Source organism: Flavobacterium sp. CG_9.1, assembly GCF_015751645.1.
Lineage (GTDB): Bacteria > Bacteroidota > Bacteroidia > Flavobacteriales > Flavobacteriaceae > Flavobacterium > Flavobacterium xanthum.
In genome coordinates, this window is record NZ_JADOVC010000007.1 from 51,260 (window position 1) to 70,725 (window position 19,466).

The following is a 19,466-nucleotide window of genomic DNA, read 5'->3' on the forward strand; positions in this document are numbered from 1 at the left end:
TCGATATAAAGGACTTTTCTCTTTTTTCTATGGTATTTATTTCGCCTTTGGAACGAAAGAATTGGGTAGGATATTTTTTTTAAATATAAAAGCATATTTTTTGTGTGGGATTGAATAAAAATTTTATTTTTGCGATTCACTAAATTAAAAATAAATGGCTACTTACAATAAAAGAGGATATAAAGCACCAAAAGAAAAAGAAGTAAAAGGAGAAGGAGTTGAAGCTGTGGTTATTGATGAAAAAGACAGCACAACTGCTGAAGTTTTTTCAAAATTAGATGAAACTGCTACAATAACGGAGGATTGGGTTGCTAAAAATCAAAAAATTATTATTGGATTAGTTGCCGCTGCTGCCCTTTTTACTATTGGTTATTTAGGGTATCAAAGGTTTATTGCTGCACCACAACAAGAGGAAGCGGCTAATGAAATGTTTGTTGCACAACAAAATTTTCAAATAGCAACCGATGGAGTAGCTAGTGATTCTTTGTATAAATTGTCGTTGAATGGATCCGAAGGTAAATTTGGATTTTTGAAAATTGCAGATGAATATTCTGGAACCGATGCGGGAAATTTAGCCAATTATTATGCGGGTATTGCGTATTTGAATACGGGAAAATATACTGAAGCGATTGATTATCTTACTAAATTTAAATCAGACGATATTGTTTTAGGAGCTTTGGCAAAAGGAGCAATAGGAGATGCTTATTCTCAAAAAAATCAACCGAAAGAAGCTTTAGAAAATTACGTAAAAGCTGCTGAATCAAATAAAAATGATTTTACAACACCTCGTTTCTTATTGAAAGCTGGTAAAACAGCTTTGGCATTAGGGAATAAAGCAGATGCATTAAAATATTTTACAGATATTAAAGACAACTATGAAGCTGCTCCAGAAGCGGCATCAGTTGATGTTTTAATGGGATTAGCACAATAGTAAAAGTGAATTAAGATTGATGATTCAAGATGGTCGATTTTTGATTTCAAAATTCTATCTTTATAATCTGAAATTAAAAATCTAGAATCATAAAACTACAATCAAATGGCTACCGTAAATAAAAATTTATCGGATTACGATAAAAATTCAGTTCCAAATGCGAAAGATTTTCGTTTTGGAATTGTTGTTGCAGAATGGAATGATACTATAACGGAAGGACTTTTTAAAGGAGCAATTGACGCCCTTTTAGAAAACCAAGTTCCAGCCCAGCACATTATTCGCTGGAATGTTCCTGGTAGTTTCGAACTTATTTATGGATCAAAGAAAATGTTGCAAACGCAAAATGTTGATGCTGTAATTGCAATTGGATGTGTCATTCAAGGGCAGACCAAGCATTTTGATTTTGTATGCGAAGGGGTAACGCAAGGAATTAAAGATTTGAATGTTCAAACGGATATTCCAGTTATCTTTTGTGTTTTAACGGATAATACCATGCAACAATCCATTGATAGGAGTGGAGGAATTCACGGGAATAAAGGTACTGAAGCGGCTATTGCGGCTATAAAAATGGCCTATATTCGCCAACAAGCTTCATTATCACATCAAATAGACAATCAACATTTATTGTCTTCAGGAGCCATTCAAATTGAAGAAGGGAAACCTTTTGAACTGAAGGAATAATCTACAAAAAACTTAATTATTTAACCTATACTGTCTCCTAAATAGTATAGGTTTTTTGTTTTTTTTATGATTAAATATGCCCGTATTCCCAGTAGAAATTCATTAAATTTGTGCTTCTTGGTTTTTTAGTAAACTATAGTCACCCTGAGCGCAGTCGAAGGGTTAAACTTTTAACCTAATTTTTTTAATGTCGAGTATAATTCAATTACTTCCTGATCATGTTGCCAATCAAATTGCTGCTGGAGAAGTGGTTCAAAGACCCGCTTCGGTGGTTAAAGAACTGCTTGAAAATGCAGTGGATGCTAAGGCAACGGATATCAAATTAATTATTAAAGATGCAGGAAAAGCACTGGTGCAAGTAATCGATAATGGTTTAGGAATGAGCGTTACTGATGCACGGTTGTGTTTTGAACGGCATGCCACGTCAAAGATTCGTCATGCCGAAGATCTATTTTCGTTGCACACTAAAGGGTTTCGCGGAGAAGCATTGGCTTCTATCGCAGCGATTGCTCATGTTGAAATGAAAACCAAGCAAGAGCAAGAAGAATTAGGAGTGCATATCATTATTGAAGGTAGTAAGTTTGTGTCGCAAGAGGCGGCAGTTTTGCCAAAAGGAACATCGTTCGCTGTTAAAAATTTGTTTTTTAATATTCCAGCAAGGCGCAATTTCCTAAAATCCGATACGGTGGAATACCGTCATGTTGTTGATGAATTTCAGCGTGTTGCTTTGGCACACCCAAAAATACATTTTACGTTGTATCACAACGGGAGTGAAATGTTCAATTTGCCACCCTCGACTTTGCGTCAACGAATCGTTACTATTTTTTCGGGTAAAACCAATGAGAAATTAATACCAGTTCAGGAAGAAACAGAAATCGTAGCGATTCAAGGATTTGTCAGTAAACCTGAATTTGCCAAAAAAAATAGAGGAGAACAGTTTTTCTTTGTCAATGATCGTTTTATAAAAAGTGGTTATTTGCATCATGCGGTGATGGCGGCTTATGACGGAATTTTGAAAGACGGTGCACAGCCTAGTTATTTTTTAAATTTATCAGTGCCTCCAAACACGATTGATATCAACATTCATCCTACTAAAACGGAAATTAAGTTTGATGATGAGCAGGCTTTGTATGCTATTTTGAGAGCTTCTATAAAACATGGTTTAGGGCAGTTTAATGTTGCTCCAGTTTTAGATTTTGATCGCGATTCTAATTTGGATACCCCTTATCATTATAAAGATTTAGAAGGTGCTACACCAACGATTCAGGTGGATGGTAATTTTAATCCGTTTTCGGAGGCTAAACCCAGCAAGCAATTTTCAAGTTATAGAAAACCAGAACCAACAGCGAACTGGGAAAGTTTATACGTAGGATTAAAACAAGATACAGACGATATAGCCCACATTACCTTTGAAAATGAAGAGATGACTTCGTCTTTATTCAATGATGAAGACATAGAACATTCAATTCATAAAACGTATCAAATTCATAAAAAATACATCGTTTCATCGATAAAGTCAGGAATGGTAATTGTAGATCAGCAACGGGCACATCAACGTGTTCTGTATGAGCAATTTCTGGTAAATATGACAGTGCATCAGGCATCAAGTCAGCAGTTGTTGTTTCCCCTTAATTTGTTCTTCTCTAGTAGTGAAATGGAACTTATTCAGGATTTGCAAGTGTCATTAAAAAATACTGGATTCGTATTTGAAGGGAATACTACCGATCATATTGTCATTTCAGGAATACCTGTAAATGTTACAGAAAGCGAAGTATCCCTTGTTTTAGAGCAATTATTAGGAGATTTACAGGATGGAATTCCAGAAAGTAGTTTCAGTCAAAGTGATACAATTGCTAAATCCATGGCCAAAAGTTTAGCCGTAAAAACAGGAACACACCTTACAGAAAAAGAACAGGAAAACTTGGTTAATGGACTTTTTGCCTGTAAAGACCCCAATGTTTCCCCATTTCATAAACCCACTTTCATCACGATGCGTGTGGAAGATCTAGATAAAAAATTTGCATTATGAGAAACGTAACGGAGACCGTAAAACAATTAATTATTATTAACGTATTGTTTTTTGTAGGTACACTAATTATAAAAGAGCCAGCATATAAGATATTGGCATTGTACTTTCCTGAAAACCCTAGTTTTCAATTATGGCAACCGATATCACACATGTTTATGCACGGTGGATTTATGCATATTTTCTTCAATATGTTTGCGCTGTATTCCTTTGGATCGGCTTTAGAGCAGGTATGGGGAAGTAAAAAATTCTTGTTTTTCTACATTTCCTGTGGTTTAGGTGCGGCCTTAATGCATACGGGAGTGAATTATTACTTTTTTCAGGATAATTTGAATACACTGATTGCCAATGGTTTTCAAAAACAGGAGATCTTGCAGATTTTGAATGAAGGTAAAATTAACACAAGATGGCAGGAGATTTTGTCGGTATCTGATTTTCAAAATTTTACTAGTGCCTATTTGGGAACAGCTGTTGGTGCATCGGGAGCTATTTATGGAACGATCGTAGCATTTGCTTTTATGTTTCCGAATGCTGAATTGGCACTGATGTTCATTCCTGTTCCAATAAAAGCGAAGTATTTTGTTCCAGGTATCGTCTTAGTCGATTTGTACTTAGGAATTTCTGGAAAATCTATATTTGGAGGTGGAGGAATTGCCCATTTTGCTCACGTCGGTGGTGCTTTGTTCGGTTTTCTAATTATGTGGTATTGGAAGAAAAATCAATTTAATAAAAATCGTTGGAATTAGAAGTTCAAAATTTTTTAAATTAGACGACGCAACTATCAGATCTTAATTCCCACTTAGCTTATGAATATTATTGACGACCTGAAATTACAATACAATATAGGAGGAATAGTAACCAAGTTAATCCTTTGGAACGTAGCTTTATTTGTTTTTCCATGGTTGTTCTTCGCTCTTCTATCGCTGTTGGGTTTTCCTATTGATTATCTTCAATTTGTGAGTTTGTCTTCTAATCCGGCTCATTTGCTTTGGAAACCTTGGTCGTTGCTTTCGTATGCCTTTTTTCATAGTGGAATCATGCATATTGTTTTTAATATGATTGTTTTGAATTTTTCTGGGCGATTATTTATGACCTATTTTACGGCTAAACAATTACTTGGATTGTATGTGTTGAGTGCTATTTTTGCTGGAATATGCTACATGCTTGTGTTCTATGTTTTGAATATCAATGCGCCAATTGTAGGAGCTTCTGCCGCTATAATGGCTATTTTGGTGGCAACTACGACGTATCATCCTTTGATGGATCTTCGCTTGTTAATAATTGGAAATGTCAAGCTATGGCATGTTACGGCGGTCATTATCTTCATCGATTTAGTGCAACTGCGTTCTGAAAATATGGGCGGACATATTTCTCATCTTTCAGGAGCCTTATTTGGGTTTATTTTTATTAAATTGCTTCAAAATGGAACCGATTTAAGTAGGGGTGTTTCTCGTTTTTTTGGTTTTTTTGCAAATTTGTTCCAAAAAAACAAAACAACTCCATTTAAAAAGGTGCATAAAAATTATACCAAGCCAGTAGAGAAAAGTATTCCCAAAATAATTACTAAAGATAAATCGCAACAGCAAATTGATGAAATTTTGGATAAAATCAGTCAGTCCGGTTATGATAGTTTAACGAAAGAGGAAAAAGAATTTTTATTCAAGGTAGGAAAGTAATTTATAAATGCTTGTGAATAGAATCCGACTTTCATCTCGTCCGATAGTGTTATATTAAAAGAAAAAGAATGACAAAAATGAAATTCTTTTACGCGCTGCCGAAGTAGATTGTTTAAATTTTTTTACTTGCTTGAAATCCACTTTTGCTGTTTGTAAAAATAAAAAAGATAGAAAATGAAAAATCTTTCATGGTTTAATAAAGGAATGTTTCTTCTAAATAGTTTGCTAGTATTGGTGACCTTTGTAGCGTATGTTTTGCCTTTTTTAGCGCCAAAATCTTTTCCCCTGTTGTCTGTTTTGACACTTTTCATGCCTCTTTTCTTTATTTTTAATGCGTTGTTTTTTATCTATTGGGCGATTCAATTTAAAAAGCAATTGATTGTCTCAGGCTTAGTTTTACTGTTAGGAATCACATTTATAAATAAATTTTATAAATTTTCGGAGCCAAAATTTTCCAAAGAAGAAAAAGATTTTACTGTAATGAGTTACAATGTTCGCCTGTTGAATGTATTTAAATGGATTGAACGAGATGATGTACCTGAGGATATAGTAGCGTTTATTAATGATAAGAACCCGGATATCTTGTGTATACAAGAATATTCACCGTCAGCAAATATTGATTTGAAAGTGTATCCGCATCGCTATATTTTTACAGATGGGGATCAAATTAAAACTGGTCAAGCTATCTTTTCTAAATTTCCTATTCTGAATCAGGGAAATATTATTTTTCCTAATTCCAGTAATAATGTTGTTTTTGCCGACATTAAAAAAGGGAAAGATATTATTAGAGTGTATAACATGCATTTGCAATCGATAAAAATATCTCCTGACGTGAATGAAATTGATGAAAATATCGATGTTATCAATCAGCAAAAATCGCAAAAGCTTTTTATTAGAATAAGTAAAGCTTTCAAGCAACAGCAGCAGCAAGCAGAGCTGTTCAAGGAACATAAAATGAAATGTATTTATCCAGTTATCATTTGTGGTGATATGAATAACAGTGCCTTTTCATACGTGTACAGAAGCATCAAGGGCAAGATGAAGGACGGCTTCGAAGAGGCAGGAACGGGTTTTGGGGAGACTTATAAATTCAGGTATTACCCTGCTCGAATTGATTATATTTTTGCTGACGAAAAGATGACCGTTAAAAAATTTGAAAGTTTTTCTAATTTTATTAACTCAGATCATTTTCCTATTATGGCTAGATTATCGTATGAGTAATTTTAATAGTATATGCTATTGAACAATCAGTTTTTGTTCTCTTAGATAATCCATCGCGTATTTTCCTTCATTAAAAAGCAAGTCTAAAACACTTAGGTTATTGATAAAGCCGTGTTTGTCATCAAAAACTTGAGTATACTTGTCAAAAACCGAGAGGTCTTTTTTTCCATTAACCAAAGGTCTAAAATCAGAAATTATAAGAGTATCGGCGTCATGAAAATATTCTGCCGTCGTGTGGTACTCTATTTTCATACGCAAGCATTTAAAAACAATAGTTAATGCTTCAAAATTTAAATCTAACAAGAATTCTTGTTTTTTTTCAAAAATTGGTCGGATGTCATCTTCGAAAAATTCAAAAAAAGGAGAACTTCGGTACGCCGCTTCAAGGGATTTGAAATGTTGTTTTTGCCAGTCAAAATCATTTTCAATTCTAACATCTTTAGTTTTTTGATGGCTTTCTTTCGAATGTTTTATTGGGATATTTAGCAATTGAATCCCGTTTGGACTGTAAATATACGTGCGATTTCGGTTTGTTTGTTTCTGGAAATTATCCTCTATTTCAAAGGTAACCGTGTCTGCTTGTACCATTGCTGCAAAATGGCTTACGGATGGGAAATAGGTGGGATGTAGTAAAATGTTCATTTGTTTATGTGTTTAGGGTTCAAAGTGTAAGGTTGTTGTATCACTTTAAACCCTAAACTTTAACTATTTTTATTTACCCTTTGTTCGCTTTTCTTTTTTTCCAAAAATATTCTCCTACAAAGAAGAGTACTAAACCAAGTAGAAACAATTTAAAGTACGATTGTGGTTGACCTTCACCACTAACAGTTGTGAAAACTCTGTCCCAACGTATTTTATTTAGTCCTTTTCCATTTGGGTCAATGCTTAGCCAGATAAAAACAGGTTTCCCTACAATGTGATTTTCAGGAACAAATCCCCAATACCTGCTGTCTTCAGAGTTATGACGGTTGTCTCCCATCATCCAGTAATAATTTTGTCCAAAAGTATAACTAGTGGCAATTTGACCATTTATTCGAATCTCTGAACCGTTAACTTTCAAATCATTGTTCTCATAATCACTTATAATTGCCTTGTAAAACGGTAATGTTTCTGTTGTTAACGGAACTGTCTTTCCTTTTTCTGGAATATAGATTGGACCATAATTATCCCTATTCCACTTGTTGATGTGGGGAAAAATACCATTGTCTACGTCGTTAGAAATTTGTCTAACAACAGCAGTTATACCAGGTGTGTTTTTTAGTCGCTGAGCTCCAGCTTCGGTTAAAGCTCTCAAAAACAAGGTGTCTCTTTTTGTGTCGTCAGTGAAAAAAGCAGGATCTGTGATGTCTAAATCTTTAAATAAATATTCAAGATTGACTGCTGTTTTTCCATCAAAAGCTACTTTATAAGAAAACTGCGGTTTGGCTCTTTCTGGTAACTGCAATAGTTTCCCATCGATATAAATGACACCGTCTTTTATGGATAAGTTGTCACCTGGAATTCCAATGCATCTTTTTACATAATTCGATTTTTTATCAACCGGTTTGTAAGCGCGTCTTTTTGAAGTATCAAAAAATTTAAATACGGTATCTACAGGCCAGTTGAAAACAACGATGTCGGAGCGATCAATATTCTGAATACCCGGCAATCTCATATAAGGCAACTGTGGATAGGTCAGGTAGGATTTATTTTTTGTCAAAGGAATGGAGTCATGCACCATGGGTAAAGCAATCGTGGTCATAGGGACTCTGGCGCCATAATTCATCTTGCTTACAAATAGAAAGTCTCCTACTAATAATGATTTTTCTAATGACGAGGTTGGAATGGTGAAGGGTTGAATTAAATAGGTATGTACTATTGTGGCAACCACCACCGCAAAAAGTAGCGAGCTAATTGTGTCTGCAGTTTTATTTCGAGGGGTCAAACTTCTATCTGCTACGTACTCTAATTTTTGAGTATAATTTACATAATAGATGTAAAATCCAAGTGTAACAATTCCTAAAAAAGTGTCTACTCCAGATCGTTTTCCAAAACTACGCAACGTTTCCACCCAGATTACTGGGAAAATAATTAGGTTGATAATGGGTAGGAATAATAAAACGGTCCACCAAGTAGGGCGCCCAATTATTTTCATTAAAACAATGGCATTATAAACCGGAATAGCGGCTTCCCATCGTTTTCTTCCTGCGCTCTCGTATAATTTCCATGTTCCTAAAAAGTGTACTACTTGTAGAATAAGGAAAAATATAAACCATTGATATGCTGACATAGTTTTTTGTTTAAAGTTTAAAGTTTAAGGTTGTCTCGTTAAAAATTTGCTTAAACAGCCGAATAATTTTATTTTAATTCTAAAACATCTTTCATTGTAAAAACGCCTTGTTTGCCCACAATCCATTCTGCGGCAATAATTGCTCCAAGCGCAAAGCCTTCGCGATTGTGTGCAGTATGTTTTATTTCGATCGCGTCTACCGCTGAATCGTAAGTCACCGTGTGTGTTCCTGGTACCGTTCCAATGCGCTTGGTTGCGATGTGAATTTGCGTAGTATCTGGCGTTTCTAAAGTCCAGTGGGTATAGGAACTATTTTCAATTACTCCTTTGGCTAATGATATTGCTGTACCGCTAGGTGCATCTAGTTTTTGGGTATGATGAATTTCTTCCATTGAGACTTTATAACTATCGAATTTTGACATGATTTTAGCCAAATATTCGTTGATTTCAAAGAAGATATTTACACCTAAACTAAAGTTCGAACTAGAAATAAATCCGCCATTTGTAGCGGCACATAGTTTGGTCATTTCGTCATACTGTTCCAGCCAGCCTGTTGTACCGGAAATAACAGGTACGTTCGCATGAAAACAAGCAGAAATATTGGTCACCGCAGCTGTTGGAACGCTAAAGTCAATAGCTACATCTGCTGTAAAAAGTCCCTCAAAAGTGTTGTTTTCTTCTTTTTTCAAAACAATTTCATGGCCTCTTTCCAGTGCAATTCGCTCAATTACCTGACCCATTTTTCCGTATCCTAAAAGCGCAATTTTCATTTGTTTATTTTTTAAATTTTGAATACTGCAGCAGTCCTGCAAACAGCAGTCCTAGCAGAATTCCAGCGATGAACCCAGAAAAGAAATTATTCATTCGAATAGGTTCCAAGGCTTGAATTTCTGAATAATTTATTAAAGTAATTAACAGTAAAACTGTGGTAATGATAAAAAAATATTTCTTACCTATTTTAGTGAGTAATGACATACTGATCGTTTGTTTGATAGCTTTCTTGTTTTCGAATTTGGACTAGAAAGTATAATTAAATGTTAGTCCTACATTTGTCTTTAATGTTACATCATTTGGGTAAAGAACGGGTCTTACAGATAAGTTTTCATCTACATTAAACTGTATTAAAGCCGCATCTACATTGGCATCAAGAATATTTAAGGCATAAAATGCCAAAGTAACTAAAGCTGATAAATCGCGGTTGCGTTGGTAGAATTTTTGTCCGGCAATTAATCGATTGTTGTCTAGGAAAGCTAAGTCATCTGTGACTAATCCCTCCAATCTGCTTTTGTAGGCGTCTCTATATTGATTGTATTTTTTATTGTTATCAATATAAAAATAAATACTGGTTCCTAGCGCCCCGTATACAAGGGGTATTTTCCAATATTTTTTGTTATACGCTTGGCCTAGTCCCGGTAAAATAGCCGAATAGAATGCTGCCTTTGCAGGAGTCAACGGGTCGATATCATTTGATTTCAAAGTATCGCTAGCGACCAACACCGCTTCTGTTTCCGTTTGTGCAAAAACGGCAGTGTTTCCTAACGAAAAAAGGAATAGAGCGATGAAAATGATTTTATTCACTATTCGTTTATTAGTTTGATAATTCTGTTGAAATCTTCTTCTGAGTGAAAAGGAATGGTTATTTTTCCTTTACCATTACCAGCGACTTTAACATCTACTTTGGTTCCAAAATAATTGGTAAAAGTGCTTTTTTGAGCATCTGCGATTTCAAATGACGCTGCTTTTGGCTTAGATGCTGTTTTTGGTTTTAAGCTTTCCTGATAATTTTTCACCAAAGCTTCCGTGTCACGTACCGAAAGATTTTGGCTTACAATTTTCTGATAAATATCCGTTTGAATATCTTGATCTTCAATATTGATTATAGCTCTTCCATGTCCCATGCTGATAAAACCATCACGAATGCCTGTTTGGATGATTGGGTCCAACTTTAAAAGTCTCAAGTAATTAGCAATTGTAGAGCGTTTTTTACCAACGCGTTCACTCATTTGTTCCTGTGTCAATTGAATTTCATCAATCAAACGTTGGTACGAAAGGGCAATTTCTATTGGATCTAAATCATGGCGCTGGATGTTTTCCACCAAGGCCATAACCAATGATTCATTGTCATTTGCGATTCGGATATAAGCGGGCACGGTTGTTAATCCAACTAAAGTAGAAGCACGAAGACGGCGCTCTCCAGATATTAATTGGTATTTATTAAAATCTAATTTCCTAACGGTAATGGGCTGAATAACACCAAGTTCTTTAATAGATGTGGCCAATTCTCTAAGGGATTCCTCATTGAAATTACTTCGGGGCTGAAAAGGATTAATCTCAATTGCTTCAATTTCAAGTTCAATGATGTTTCCTACAACTTTATCTGCATTTTTATCTGCAACAGATTTGATATCGTTCTCAGGGTCTTTTAATAACGCGGATAATCCTCTGCCTAAGGCTTGTTTTTTTATTGCTTTTGCCATAAAACTATTTACTGTTTTTCTTTATAACTTCTTGAGCTAGGTGCAAATAATTAGTTGCTCCTTTGCTTGTTGCGTCATAATTTATGATGCTTTCGCCAAAACTTGGTGCTTCACTCAATTTCACATTTCGCTGAATGATGGTCTCAAAAACCATATCATTAAAATGTTTCTGCACCTCTTCTACCACTTGATTGGACAAACGCAAACGGGAGTCAAACATTGTCAATAACAATCCTTCAATGTCTAAATCTGGATTGTGAATTTTTTGGATACTTTTGATGGTGTTCAGCAATTTTCCCAAACCTTCTAATGCAAAATATTCGCACTGAATTGGGATAATTACAGAATCCGCCGCTGTCAAAGCATTTAATGTAAGTAATCCTAACGATGGTGCGCAATCTATGATGATAAAATCATAGTCGTCCTTGACACTTTCTAGTGCCTTTTTAAGCATATATTCCCGATTTTCTTTATCTACCAATTCAATTTCAATGGCTACAAGATCAATATGCGAGGGAATCACGTCTACATTTATTGCAGTACATTTTATGATGGCCTCTTTTGGTTTGTGACTGTGTTCTAGAATTTGATACGTTCCTATTTCAACAGATTCGACATCAATTCCTAATCCTGATGAGGCATTTGCCTGTGGATCAGCATCAATAAGTAATACTTTTTTTTCTAAAACTCCCAATGAAGCCGCAAGATTAACTGATGTTGTAGTCTTTCCAACGCCTCCTTTTTGATTAGCAATCGCGATGATTTTGCCCATTTATTTTTCTAAATTTTGAACCGTAAAAATACAATTATTTATGGTTTCTAAAAATCTATTTTGTTAACATTTGTTAAAGCTTGATTCCTCGCTATTTGACACATTCCCGTTTTTAGAAAGGATCTGATTTTCTGGAGCTATTTCGGCTGTGCGCTACAATCCCAATACTTCGGGACTTGAACTACTCCCTTTTTTCTAAAGCCCTAAAAGGAGCTTCCTTTGGTCGCTCTTTTATGGCAAGAAAATAAGGGAGTAATTCTGCGAAGCTTTTCGCTTCCATCCGGGCTAGGTAAATTGACATTTAAAACAAGATCTGAAGTTGTATTTTGATGCCGATCTCTGCGGCAAATAAATTTATTTCTTATTTCAGAAATAGTTTTGCGTAAGCCAAAAATAGTGCTATATTTGCCACCGCTTTCGGGGTGTAGCGTAGCTCGGTTATCGCGCCTGCTTTGGGAGCAGGAGGCCGCAGGTTCGAATCCTGCCACCCCGACAAAAGCCGAACAATATGTTCGGCTTTTTTTATTTTACAGCTATGTACATTGTCTACATAATTCAGAGTGAAACTTCTTTTAAATACTACACGGGTCAAACGCATGACCTTGCCGATAGATTGTACCGACATAATTCTGGCTTTAGTTTGTCTACAAAATCTGGAATGCCATGGATTTTGATTTATCAAGTTGAACATTCAACACGTTCAGAGGCTATGATTTTAGAAAATAAAATAAAAAAAAGAGGCGCGAAAAGATATTTAGAAGATCTTGGTTTTTTTAAATAAATGTTTGGTAGCTCGGATGTAGCGTCCCGCATAGGCGGGAAGGCCGCAGGTTCGAATCCTGCCACCCCGACAAAAGCCGAACAATATGTTCGGCTTTTTTTATTTTACAGCTATGTACATTGTCTACATAATTCAGAGTGAAACTTCTTTTAAATACTACACGGGTCAAACGCACGACCTTGCCGATAGATTATACCGACATAATTCTGGCTTTAGTTTGTCTACAAAATCTGGAATGCCATGGATTTTGATTTATCAAGTTGAACATTCAACACGTTCAGAGGCTATGATTTTAGAAAATAAAATAAAAAAAAGAGGCGCGAAAAGATTTTTAGAAGATCTTGGTTTTTTTAAATAAATGTTTGGTAACTCGGATGTAGCGTCCCGCATAGGCGGGAAGGCCGCAGGTTCGAATCCTGCCACCCCGACAAAAGCCGAACAATATGTTCGGCTTTTTTTATTTTACAGCTATGTACATTGTCTACATAATTCAGAGTGAAACTTCTTTTAAATACTACACGGGTCAAACGCATGACCTTGTCGATAGATTATACCGACATAATTCTGGCTTTAGTTTGTCTACAAAATCTGGAATGCCATGGATTTTGATTTATCAAGTTGAACATTCAACACGTTCAGAGGCTATGATTTTAGAAAATAAAATAAAAAAAAGAGGCGCGAAAAGATATTTAGAAGATCTTGGTTTTTTTAAATAAATGTTTGGTAGCTCGGATGTAGCGTCCCGCATAGGCGGGAAGGCCGCAGGTTCGAATCCTGCCACCCCGACAAAAAATCCTTTCTGTAGTAGTACAGAAGGGATTTTTTTATTACCAAATAATTAAAACTGATACTTCAACGTCTTTTCTACCGTAATTATATCCTATTTTTGCACGGTAAAAATTATAATTCACACTACTATGTCTGATACAATCGAAAAAATCAAATGTCTTATTATAGGTTCTGGTCCTGCAGGTTATACTGCTGCTATTTATGCAGCCAGAGCTAATATGTTTCCGGTTTTATACCAAGGAATGCAGCCTGGAGGCCAACTAACAACAACTAATGAAGTAGAAAACTGGCCAGGGAATCCTGAAGGAATAACGGGGCCTGAAATGATGGTTGGGTTACAAGCCCAAGCGCAGCGTTTTGGGACTGATGTTCGCGATGGTTGGGCTACAAAAGTTGACTTTTCCGGAGATGTTTTCAAAGTTTGGATCAATGATGTAAAAGAATTGCACTGCGAAACAGTAATTATTTCTACTGGAGCTTCGGCTAAATATTTAGGGTTGCCTTCTGAGCAACACTATTTAAAAATGGGTGGTGGAGTGTCGGCTTGTGCGGTATGTGACGGTTTTTTCTATAGAAATCAAGAGGTAGTAATCGTTGGAGCTGGAGATTCAGCTTGTGAAGAGGCACACTATTTATCTAAATTGTGTAAAAAAGTAACGATGCTAGTGCGTAGTGAAAAATTCAGAGCTTCTAAAATTATGGAAGAGCGCGTTCGCAAAACAGAGAATATTACTATTTTGATGAATCATGACACGATCGAAGTTTTAGGAGATGAACAAGTTGTTACTGGTGTAAAAGCACTTAATAAAACGACAAATGAAACTTTTGAAATTGAAGCCACTGGTTTCTTTGTAGCGATTGGCCATAAACCAAATACAGATATTTTTAAAGAGTTCATCTCATTAGATGAAACAGGATATATTGTTAATACTCCAGGAAGTTCTAAAACAAATGTGGAAGGTGTTTTCGTAGCCGGTGATGCTGCAGATCATGTGTATCGTCAGGCAATAACTGCTGCAGGTACAGGCTGTATGGCAGCACTAGACGCTGAAAGATATCTAGCTTCTAAAGAATAATTATAGTTAGATAAGTTACATTGAAAAAGTCCCATTTGCCATAGCAAGTGGGACTTTTTGTTGGTTATGATATATAGTATCAATCCTGTTTTTCTCCCGCTCCTTTGGAGAGGGTCGGGGAGAGGATTATTTCAATTTCTTAATCAATTTTGCTTCATCAGCAAATTTTCGTATTTCAATTTTTGGAGAACCAAGTAATTGGATTTCTGATTTATTAGCAGCATCAATAATCACGGTAGTTTCCACAAATAAACTACAGTTGGTATAACTTTCGGAGGTAATATCTGCATTTTTTGTTGTGAACTTATTTCCGGTAAATGAGGCATTATTGTCCAATCGCAGTATCGCATTTACAGCGGTACCTTCAAGTGTAGCATCTGATTTTTGGTACAAATCTATTTTCAAATCAGTAGTGTTAACTAAGGCTTTCAACGATGAATTTTTGCTTAATTCGAGGATTGTATTTTCTGATTTTAAATTCAATTCTGTTTTTGATTTATCGTCTGCCTGAAGTAAGAAATCCTTGGTATTGACATTCAAAAATAATTTGGACTCATCATGTGCTTTTAGTGTAATGGTATTCAGTAAAAGTTCTTGTATCGCATTAACGGTCGCTTCATCTTTTGCCGTAATGAGATTCAAATCTTTGGTATAGGTCACTCTCACTATTATTTTTTTGTAATTTGTAGCTTGCTTTGTGGTATAAATGCGCAATGTGTTATCACTTAAATCCAATGAAATAATATCCTGCAGGTTGTCATCGGCCTCGATTTTTAGTTCCGTTTTTTCTCCCCTTTCTAGATGTACCTCCAGGTTGTCCTCGACGAGTAATGCTTCAAAATTGCCAAGGGCTCTCTGCTCAACCGTTACTGTTTTTGATCCTTTTATTTTTTCTTTTTTCTGCGCGAATAGTAAGGTAGTAAATAAGACGAATAGGAGTATAGCGGTATGTTTTTTCATGATAAGTTGAATTAGAGTCCGTACAAATATAAAAAAATCATCCACTTGTGATGGATGATTTATTAATTTAATATGGGGTTGTCTTATTGTTGATTGATGCTGCCACCAGAACTTATATTTTTCTGCATTGTTTTTGGTTGGACGTTATAGATAATAGTACCTCCGCTAGACGCTTCGGCATCCAAGCTAACAATAGGGTGAACAGTGGTATTGGCTCCGCTTGAAACATCGGAAATAATTGTATTAGCTAATAAATCATCGGCATTGATTGCACTTCCGCTTGATGCGGTAGTTCTCATTTGTAGCGCTTTTCCATTGATTGTGATACTGCTGCCGCTGCTAGCATCACAGTTGATATCATCGGATTCGATATTCAGGTCGATCGTCCCTCCACTAGAAGTGTTGAGTCGGATATTTTCTCCTTTTAATGTATTCCTACTGGTAATGGTAGCGCTGCTTGTGGCTTCTAGCTCATCTATCAAAGGCATTTTAACCGTCACTTTTTTGGAACCGGTATTGATAAAATAATTTTTGTCACAAGAAATAATCAGGGTTCCATTTTTAACTTTCGTAGTGATGTGTTTTTGTAAATTATCATCTGCCTCCACAACTATTTCTGTTTTATCAGCTTGTACAATAACTACATCAATGCCATTGTTAACCTCTATGCTCTTGAAATCATCTTCAACATTTCTTTTCTCGGTTGTGACATTTCCGCTTCCTTCTATAGAATTCAAATTAATGGAGTGATTGCACGAAGCGAATAACAAAGCTGTTAACGCTATTACAATAAACTTGGTGATTAAGGTGATGATTTTTAACATGACTAATTCGTTTTAATGATTATCCCGTCTTTATTTATTTTTAATTCTTTACGATTCTTTTTTGAATTAATTAAAGTATCATTCGTTACAGAAACTCCGTTTTCATTGATAGTAACTGACGTTTCAATGCTATCATTTTCAGTAGTAGCACCCACGTCATTATACTCGTTTTCATCTGCGGGACAATTTAAACATTTTATTTGAGAATTTTCTACTTTATAAATGTAATTATCTGAACTGTAGTGTAAATTGAAATATTCATCATTTGATCTATCGTAATTTTGTACACTAGAATCCACTTTCAGTAGCAATCCTTCTGGTACAAATAATGTTATTTCAATCTCTTGGTCTCTGTATTTGTTTTTTAATTCAGTTAGTAAATAATTATCTAAAATCAATTGGTTGCCAATAATTTTGTAACTGTATTTAATTTGTTCGGCTCTTTGTTTTGCATCAGATAAGGATTTTCCTCTAGCCTCTTTTTCAATTTGGATATAAGGTGCTTTCTCCTCTGTTTTTTCAATTTTAAAACTAACTTCATTTGAATAAATGATATCGTTTCCGGTTGAATCTTGGGTTACCATGAAATCATTACGGTCTTCTACATTTTTAGCAAAATAATCATTGTGTTTGAAGGCAATGAAAAGCGTGTCATTAGGCATCAAATTAATGGTTTCTTTTTTGACTACTCTACCATCAATCGCAAAAGCAGAGGCTTGTTTTATTCCAATCGAAATTAAGAGCGCTATTGCAATGATCCATAGGGCTAACAACGTGTATTTTGCTATATTTCCAATGGATTTTATGTTAGGTGATACTAATTTAAATCCTAAAAGTATTAAGAAAAAGTTTGGAATTCCCACCGCAGTAACTACTAATACTCCAAAAAACCAAATGGGATAATCAGTGAAGTTTCCAGATTCAATAAATTGATGAAAAGGAAAGCTACTGAAGTTGGCAGAACCCAAAGTCAATGCACCAATTAGGAAAACGATTATCATCGCTAAACCGGATAGGATTAAAATGATACCTAAAAATTTCGCAAAAACCTTAAAAACAGTAATAATAAAATCACCGAAAGAGCTTCCTATTTTGCCAGCACCTGTTTTTATTTGATTGCCGTATTTATCGTAGTCCGCATTTTTAATTTTGTCGGAAACATTCTCAAATTCTTCCCGAACTTTTTTTTCGATATTTGAAATCGTCACGGGTTCTCCCGTCATTTCTAGTTTTTCTGAGGTAGTCACCGCTTCTGGAGTTACAATCCAAAGAATGATGTAAGCCAGGATTCCAGTTCCAAATCCAGCAAAAACTAATAAGATAAGTACGATTCTGATCCACACAGCATCTACGCCAAAGTAATGTCCTAATCCAGCCGAAACTCCACCAATCATCCCTTTTTCTCTGTCACGGTATAGTTTTTTTGTTCTTCGGCTAACAGTGCTGTACGCAGTATTTGCTTCTTTAAAATCATCTTCAATGATATAGTCTTCTGGTTGTCCCATTACGGCAATCACTTCATCTACATCTTTCAACCCAATAACATACTTATCGGTTTTTTGCTTGTCATGCAATAATTCCGAAACGCGCATTTCAATATCTTTTATGATTTCATCATGACCAGATGAGTTGGATAAAGAACGTTTTATGGCGTCAAAATAGCGGGTCAATTTTTGGTATGCGTCTTCATCTATGTGAAAAAACATGCCGCCTAGATTTATATTTACTGTTTTGTTCATGACTATTATTTTTGGTTGGTTATTAGGTTTACGGCATCTGATAATTCAGTCCAGGTGCTATTTAGTTCATTTAAAAAAGTTTGTCCAATTTCGGTCAGGCCGTAATATTTTCTCGGTGGTCCTGAGGTCGATTCTTCCCAACGGTAGTTGAGTAATCCATCATTTTTCAATCGGGTTAAGAGAGGATAAATCGTTCCTTCCACGACTAATAATTTTGCGTTTTTCAAAGTGTCTAATATTTCCGATGTGTAGGCATCTTTTTCTTTCAATACAGATAAGATGCAAAACTCGAGAACACCTTTGCGCATCTGGGCTTTTGTGTTTTCAATGTTCATAATTCCTTTTTTTTGATTTTGTGTTGATTAAACAGTTCATTTTTTGATTGATTTATTTTATTTGGAGCTTATTCCTGCTTTCCACTTTATCTTTACTTGCTTAAAGAAAGCAAGTAAAGGATGCCGTTGCAATCAGGGCTAGTTCGTTCGCTTTGTGTATTACGTTTATTCTCTTTTAATCTCTTTAGCTTTAATTCCTCGAAGCGCTGTTTGGTTTTTTTAGCCACAGATTCACAGATTTTCAATACTCTTTTTTAATTTGTGAATCTGTGGCTGTTATTTTGCTAATACCTATGGGACTCTACCTCGAGATAATTTGTTCGGATTAGGTCTTATTTAATGAACGGAATCGTTATTGGATATTTGTATTTTTCTCCATTTAATGTTTTGATTGAAGCATAAATGATTAAAAAGAATTCAGCCACTTTCAAAAGTCCAAAAATTAAAACACAAATTATTCCCAAGGTTAGTGCTCCAATATTATTCTCAAAGTTGAAATTTGAATAAGTAAATTCATGGTCGTGCATCAACGTGTTAAGGGGCATATCCTTAAATACAGAAATAAGAAATGAAGGAATTGCAATCATAATTAGCAATAATGAGTACAATAGTAAACTCAATTGAAAATTCAGGACTTGCTTTCCGTGGTGATCCACAAATTCAGATTCCTCTTTTTTAGTACTCCAAAGCACTATTGGAAAAATATAATTTCCAAAAGGAATGAAGTATTGCGTTAACGAACTCAAATGTGTAAAAGTGGCGATGTTTTTTTCAGTAGTGGTTTCCATTTTTTTTGATTTTGATGATGATTGAAACGGCTTAACTATAAAAGCATTTAGGCTACATAGTAATTTCTTATACAAATATATATCTAAAAGACAGTATCTTGTTTCGCATAGTACCAAATAT

At 35.2% G+C, this 19,466-nt stretch carries 22 protein-coding genes and 1 tRNA gene; 11 read left to right on the top strand and 12 right to left on the bottom strand.

Annotated features, from left to right (window positions below; genetic code table 11):
- Positions 1-154: 154 nt before the first annotated feature.
- From IWX83_RS05555 to IWX83_RS05580, 6 genes are all read left to right on the top strand, one after another.
- Positions 155-931 carry a tol-pal system YbgF family protein gene (locus IWX83_RS05555; protein ID WP_196828225.1) on the top strand — a complete coding sequence of 259 codons (777 nt, stop codon included), beginning with the start codon at positions 155-157 and terminating at the stop codon, positions 929-931.
- 105 nt (positions 932-1,036) lie between these two features.
- Positions 1,037-1,612 (top strand): 6,7-dimethyl-8-ribityllumazine synthase, encoded by a 576-nt coding sequence (gene ribH / locus IWX83_RS05560; RefSeq protein ID WP_196828227.1) that lies wholly within the window; start codon positions 1,037-1,039, stop codon positions 1,610-1,612.
- A gap of 187 nt (positions 1,613-1,799) precedes the next feature.
- Positions 1,800-3,641, top strand: coding sequence for a DNA mismatch repair endonuclease MutL (gene mutL, locus IWX83_RS05565; RefSeq protein ID WP_196828229.1), 1,842 nt, complete (start codon positions 1,800-1,802; stop codon positions 3,639-3,641).
- Positions 3,638-4,384 (top strand): rhomboid family intramembrane serine protease, encoded by a 747-nt coding sequence (locus tag IWX83_RS05570; RefSeq protein WP_073350697.1) that lies wholly within the window; start codon positions 3,638-3,640, stop codon positions 4,382-4,384. The genes mutL and IWX83_RS05570 overlap by 4 nt, the downstream gene beginning before the upstream one ends.
- Positions 4,385-4,444: 60 nt before the next feature.
- Positions 4,445-5,314, top strand: a complete 870-nt coding sequence (locus tag IWX83_RS05575; protein WP_073350699.1) for a rhomboid family intramembrane serine protease — start codon at positions 4,445-4,447, stop codon at positions 5,312-5,314.
- Between the two features lie 174 nt (positions 5,315-5,488).
- Positions 5,489-6,535, top strand: coding sequence for an endonuclease/exonuclease/phosphatase family protein (locus tag IWX83_RS05580; protein ID WP_073350702.1), 1,047 nt, complete (start codon positions 5,489-5,491; stop codon positions 6,533-6,535).
- Positions 6,536-6,550: 15 nt separating this feature from the next.
- Here IWX83_RS05580 and IWX83_RS05585 read toward each other — a convergent pair whose 3' ends face one another.
- The 7 genes from IWX83_RS05585 to IWX83_RS05615 form a co-directional block, all read right to left on the bottom strand.
- Entirely contained in the window at positions 6,551-7,177 is a 627-nt protein-coding gene (locus tag IWX83_RS05585; RefSeq protein WP_196828231.1) for a WbqC family protein, read from the bottom strand.
- A gap of 73 nt (positions 7,178-7,250) precedes the next feature.
- A complete protein-coding gene (gene lepB, locus IWX83_RS05590) occupies positions 7,251-8,804 on the bottom strand; it encodes a signal peptidase I (RefSeq protein ID WP_196828233.1) in 1,554 nt (517 codons plus the stop codon).
- Between the two features lie 68 nt (positions 8,805-8,872).
- Complete coding sequence (dapB, locus tag IWX83_RS05595) at positions 8,873-9,574, bottom strand: 4-hydroxy-tetrahydrodipicolinate reductase (protein WP_196828235.1); 702 nt, start codon at positions 9,572-9,574, stop codon at positions 8,873-8,875.
- A gap of 4 nt (positions 9,575-9,578) precedes the next feature.
- Positions 9,579-9,779 carry a hypothetical protein gene (locus IWX83_RS05600; RefSeq protein WP_066082053.1) on the bottom strand — a complete coding sequence of 67 codons (201 nt, stop codon included), beginning with the start codon at positions 9,777-9,779 and terminating at the stop codon, positions 9,579-9,581.
- Positions 9,780-9,821: 42 nt separating this feature from the next.
- Positions 9,822-10,382: a DUF5683 domain-containing protein gene (locus IWX83_RS05605; RefSeq protein WP_196828237.1), complete on the bottom strand. Its 561-nt coding sequence runs from the start codon at positions 10,380-10,382 to the stop codon at positions 9,822-9,824.
- Entirely contained in the window at positions 10,382-11,281 is a 900-nt protein-coding gene (locus IWX83_RS05610) for a ParB/RepB/Spo0J family partition protein (protein WP_073350714.1), read from the bottom strand. The genes IWX83_RS05605 and IWX83_RS05610 overlap by 1 nt, the downstream gene beginning before the upstream one ends.
- A 4-nt stretch (positions 11,282-11,285) precedes the next feature.
- Positions 11,286-12,053: a ParA family protein gene (locus IWX83_RS05615; RefSeq protein ID WP_196828239.1), complete on the bottom strand. Its 768-nt coding sequence runs from the start codon at positions 12,051-12,053 to the stop codon at positions 11,286-11,288.
- A 418-nt stretch (positions 12,054-12,471) separates the two neighbouring features.
- On the opposite strand from IWX83_RS05615, the gene IWX83_RS05620 reads away from it, so the two are divergent.
- The 5 genes from IWX83_RS05620 (at position 12,472) to trxB (ending at position 14,699) form a co-directional block, all read left to right on the top strand.
- A tRNA-Pro gene (locus IWX83_RS05620) sits at positions 12,472-12,546 on the top strand.
- A gap of 42 nt (positions 12,547-12,588) precedes the next feature.
- Entirely contained in the window at positions 12,589-12,834 is a 246-nt protein-coding gene (locus tag IWX83_RS05625) for a GIY-YIG nuclease family protein (RefSeq protein ID WP_066082664.1), read from the top strand.
- A 112-nt stretch (positions 12,835-12,946) separates the two neighbouring features.
- Positions 12,947-13,192: a GIY-YIG nuclease family protein gene (locus tag IWX83_RS05630; protein WP_196828241.1), complete on the top strand. Its 246-nt coding sequence runs from the start codon at positions 12,947-12,949 to the stop codon at positions 13,190-13,192.
- A gap of 112 nt (positions 13,193-13,304) precedes the next feature.
- Positions 13,305-13,550, top strand: coding sequence for a GIY-YIG nuclease family protein (locus tag IWX83_RS05635; protein WP_073351039.1), 246 nt, complete (start codon positions 13,305-13,307; stop codon positions 13,548-13,550).
- Positions 13,551-13,751: 201 nt separating this feature from the next.
- Entirely contained in the window at positions 13,752-14,699 is a 948-nt protein-coding gene (gene trxB / locus IWX83_RS05640) for a thioredoxin-disulfide reductase (RefSeq protein WP_196828243.1), read from the top strand.
- Between the two features lie 126 nt (positions 14,700-14,825).
- Here the strand turns inward: trxB and IWX83_RS05645 are convergent, their stop codons facing one another.
- From IWX83_RS05645 to IWX83_RS05665, 5 genes are all read right to left on the bottom strand, one after another.
- Positions 14,826-15,659, bottom strand: a complete 834-nt coding sequence (locus IWX83_RS05645) for a GIN domain-containing protein (protein ID WP_196828245.1) — start codon at positions 15,657-15,659, stop codon at positions 14,826-14,828.
- A gap of 83 nt (positions 15,660-15,742) precedes the next feature.
- Positions 15,743-16,483, bottom strand: coding sequence for a head GIN domain-containing protein (locus tag IWX83_RS05650; RefSeq protein WP_196828247.1), 741 nt, complete (start codon positions 16,481-16,483; stop codon positions 15,743-15,745).
- A 2-nt stretch (positions 16,484-16,485) separates the two neighbouring features.
- On the bottom strand, positions 16,486-18,222 hold the full coding sequence (locus IWX83_RS05655; protein WP_196828249.1) for a PspC domain-containing protein: 1,737 nt from the start codon (positions 18,220-18,222) through the stop codon (positions 16,486-16,488).
- Positions 18,223-18,227: 5 nt separating this feature from the next.
- Positions 18,228-18,557, bottom strand: a complete 330-nt coding sequence (locus IWX83_RS05660; protein ID WP_066081941.1) for a PadR family transcriptional regulator — start codon at positions 18,555-18,557, stop codon at positions 18,228-18,230.
- A gap of 332 nt (positions 18,558-18,889) precedes the next feature.
- A complete protein-coding gene (locus tag IWX83_RS05665) occupies positions 18,890-19,345 on the bottom strand; it encodes a DUF4870 domain-containing protein (RefSeq protein ID WP_196828251.1) in 456 nt (151 codons plus the stop codon).
- Positions 19,346-19,466 lie beyond the last annotated feature (121 nt).

Coding starts and splice junctions, on each gene's coding strand:
- IWX83_RS05555 (WP_196828225.1), top strand. CDS start 155: ATGGCTACTTACAATAAAAGAGGATATAAAGCACCAAAAGAAAAAGAA.
- ribH (WP_196828227.1), top strand. CDS start 1,037: ATGGCTACCGTAAATAAAAATTTATCGGATTACGATAAAAATTCAGTT.
- mutL (WP_196828229.1), top strand. CDS start 1,800: ATGTCGAGTATAATTCAATTACTTCCTGATCATGTTGCCAATCAAATT.
- IWX83_RS05570 (WP_073350697.1), top strand. CDS start 3,638: ATGAGAAACGTAACGGAGACCGTAAAACAATTAATTATTATTAACGTA.
- IWX83_RS05575 (WP_073350699.1), top strand. CDS start 4,445: ATGAATATTATTGACGACCTGAAATTACAATACAATATAGGAGGAATA.
- IWX83_RS05580 (WP_073350702.1), top strand. CDS start 5,489: ATGAAAAATCTTTCATGGTTTAATAAAGGAATGTTTCTTCTAAATAGT.
- IWX83_RS05585 (WP_196828231.1), bottom strand. CDS start 7,177: ATGAACATTTTACTACATCCCACCTATTTCCCATCCGTAAGCCATTTT.
- lepB (WP_196828233.1), bottom strand. CDS start 8,804: ATGTCAGCATATCAATGGTTTATATTTTTCCTTATTCTACAAGTAGTA.
- dapB (WP_196828235.1), bottom strand. CDS start 9,574: ATGAAAATTGCGCTTTTAGGATACGGAAAAATGGGTCAGGTAATTGAG.
- IWX83_RS05600 (WP_066082053.1), bottom strand. CDS start 9,779: ATGTCATTACTCACTAAAATAGGTAAGAAATATTTTTTTATCATTACC.
- IWX83_RS05610 (WP_073350714.1), bottom strand. CDS start 11,281: ATGGCAAAAGCAATAAAAAAACAAGCCTTAGGCAGAGGATTATCCGCG.
- IWX83_RS05615 (WP_196828239.1), bottom strand. CDS start 12,053: ATGGGCAAAATCATCGCGATTGCTAATCAAAAAGGAGGCGTTGGAAAG.
- IWX83_RS05625 (WP_066082664.1), top strand. CDS start 12,589: ATGTACATTGTCTACATAATTCAGAGTGAAACTTCTTTTAAATACTAC.
- IWX83_RS05630 (WP_196828241.1), top strand. CDS start 12,947: ATGTACATTGTCTACATAATTCAGAGTGAAACTTCTTTTAAATACTAC.
- IWX83_RS05635 (WP_073351039.1), top strand. CDS start 13,305: ATGTACATTGTCTACATAATTCAGAGTGAAACTTCTTTTAAATACTAC.
- trxB (WP_196828243.1), top strand. CDS start 13,752: ATGTCTGATACAATCGAAAAAATCAAATGTCTTATTATAGGTTCTGGT.
- IWX83_RS05645 (WP_196828245.1), bottom strand. CDS start 15,659: ATGAAAAAACATACCGCTATACTCCTATTCGTCTTATTTACTACCTTA.
- IWX83_RS05650 (WP_196828247.1), bottom strand. CDS start 16,483: ATGTTAAAAATCATCACCTTAATCACCAAGTTTATTGTAATAGCGTTA.
- IWX83_RS05655 (WP_196828249.1), bottom strand. CDS start 18,222: ATGAACAAAACAGTAAATATAAATCTAGGCGGCATGTTTTTTCACATA.
- IWX83_RS05660 (WP_066081941.1), bottom strand. CDS start 18,557: ATGAACATTGAAAACACAAAAGCCCAGATGCGCAAAGGTGTTCTCGAG.
- IWX83_RS05665 (WP_196828251.1), bottom strand. CDS start 19,345: ATGGAAACCACTACTGAAAAAAACATCGCCACTTTTACACATTTGAGT.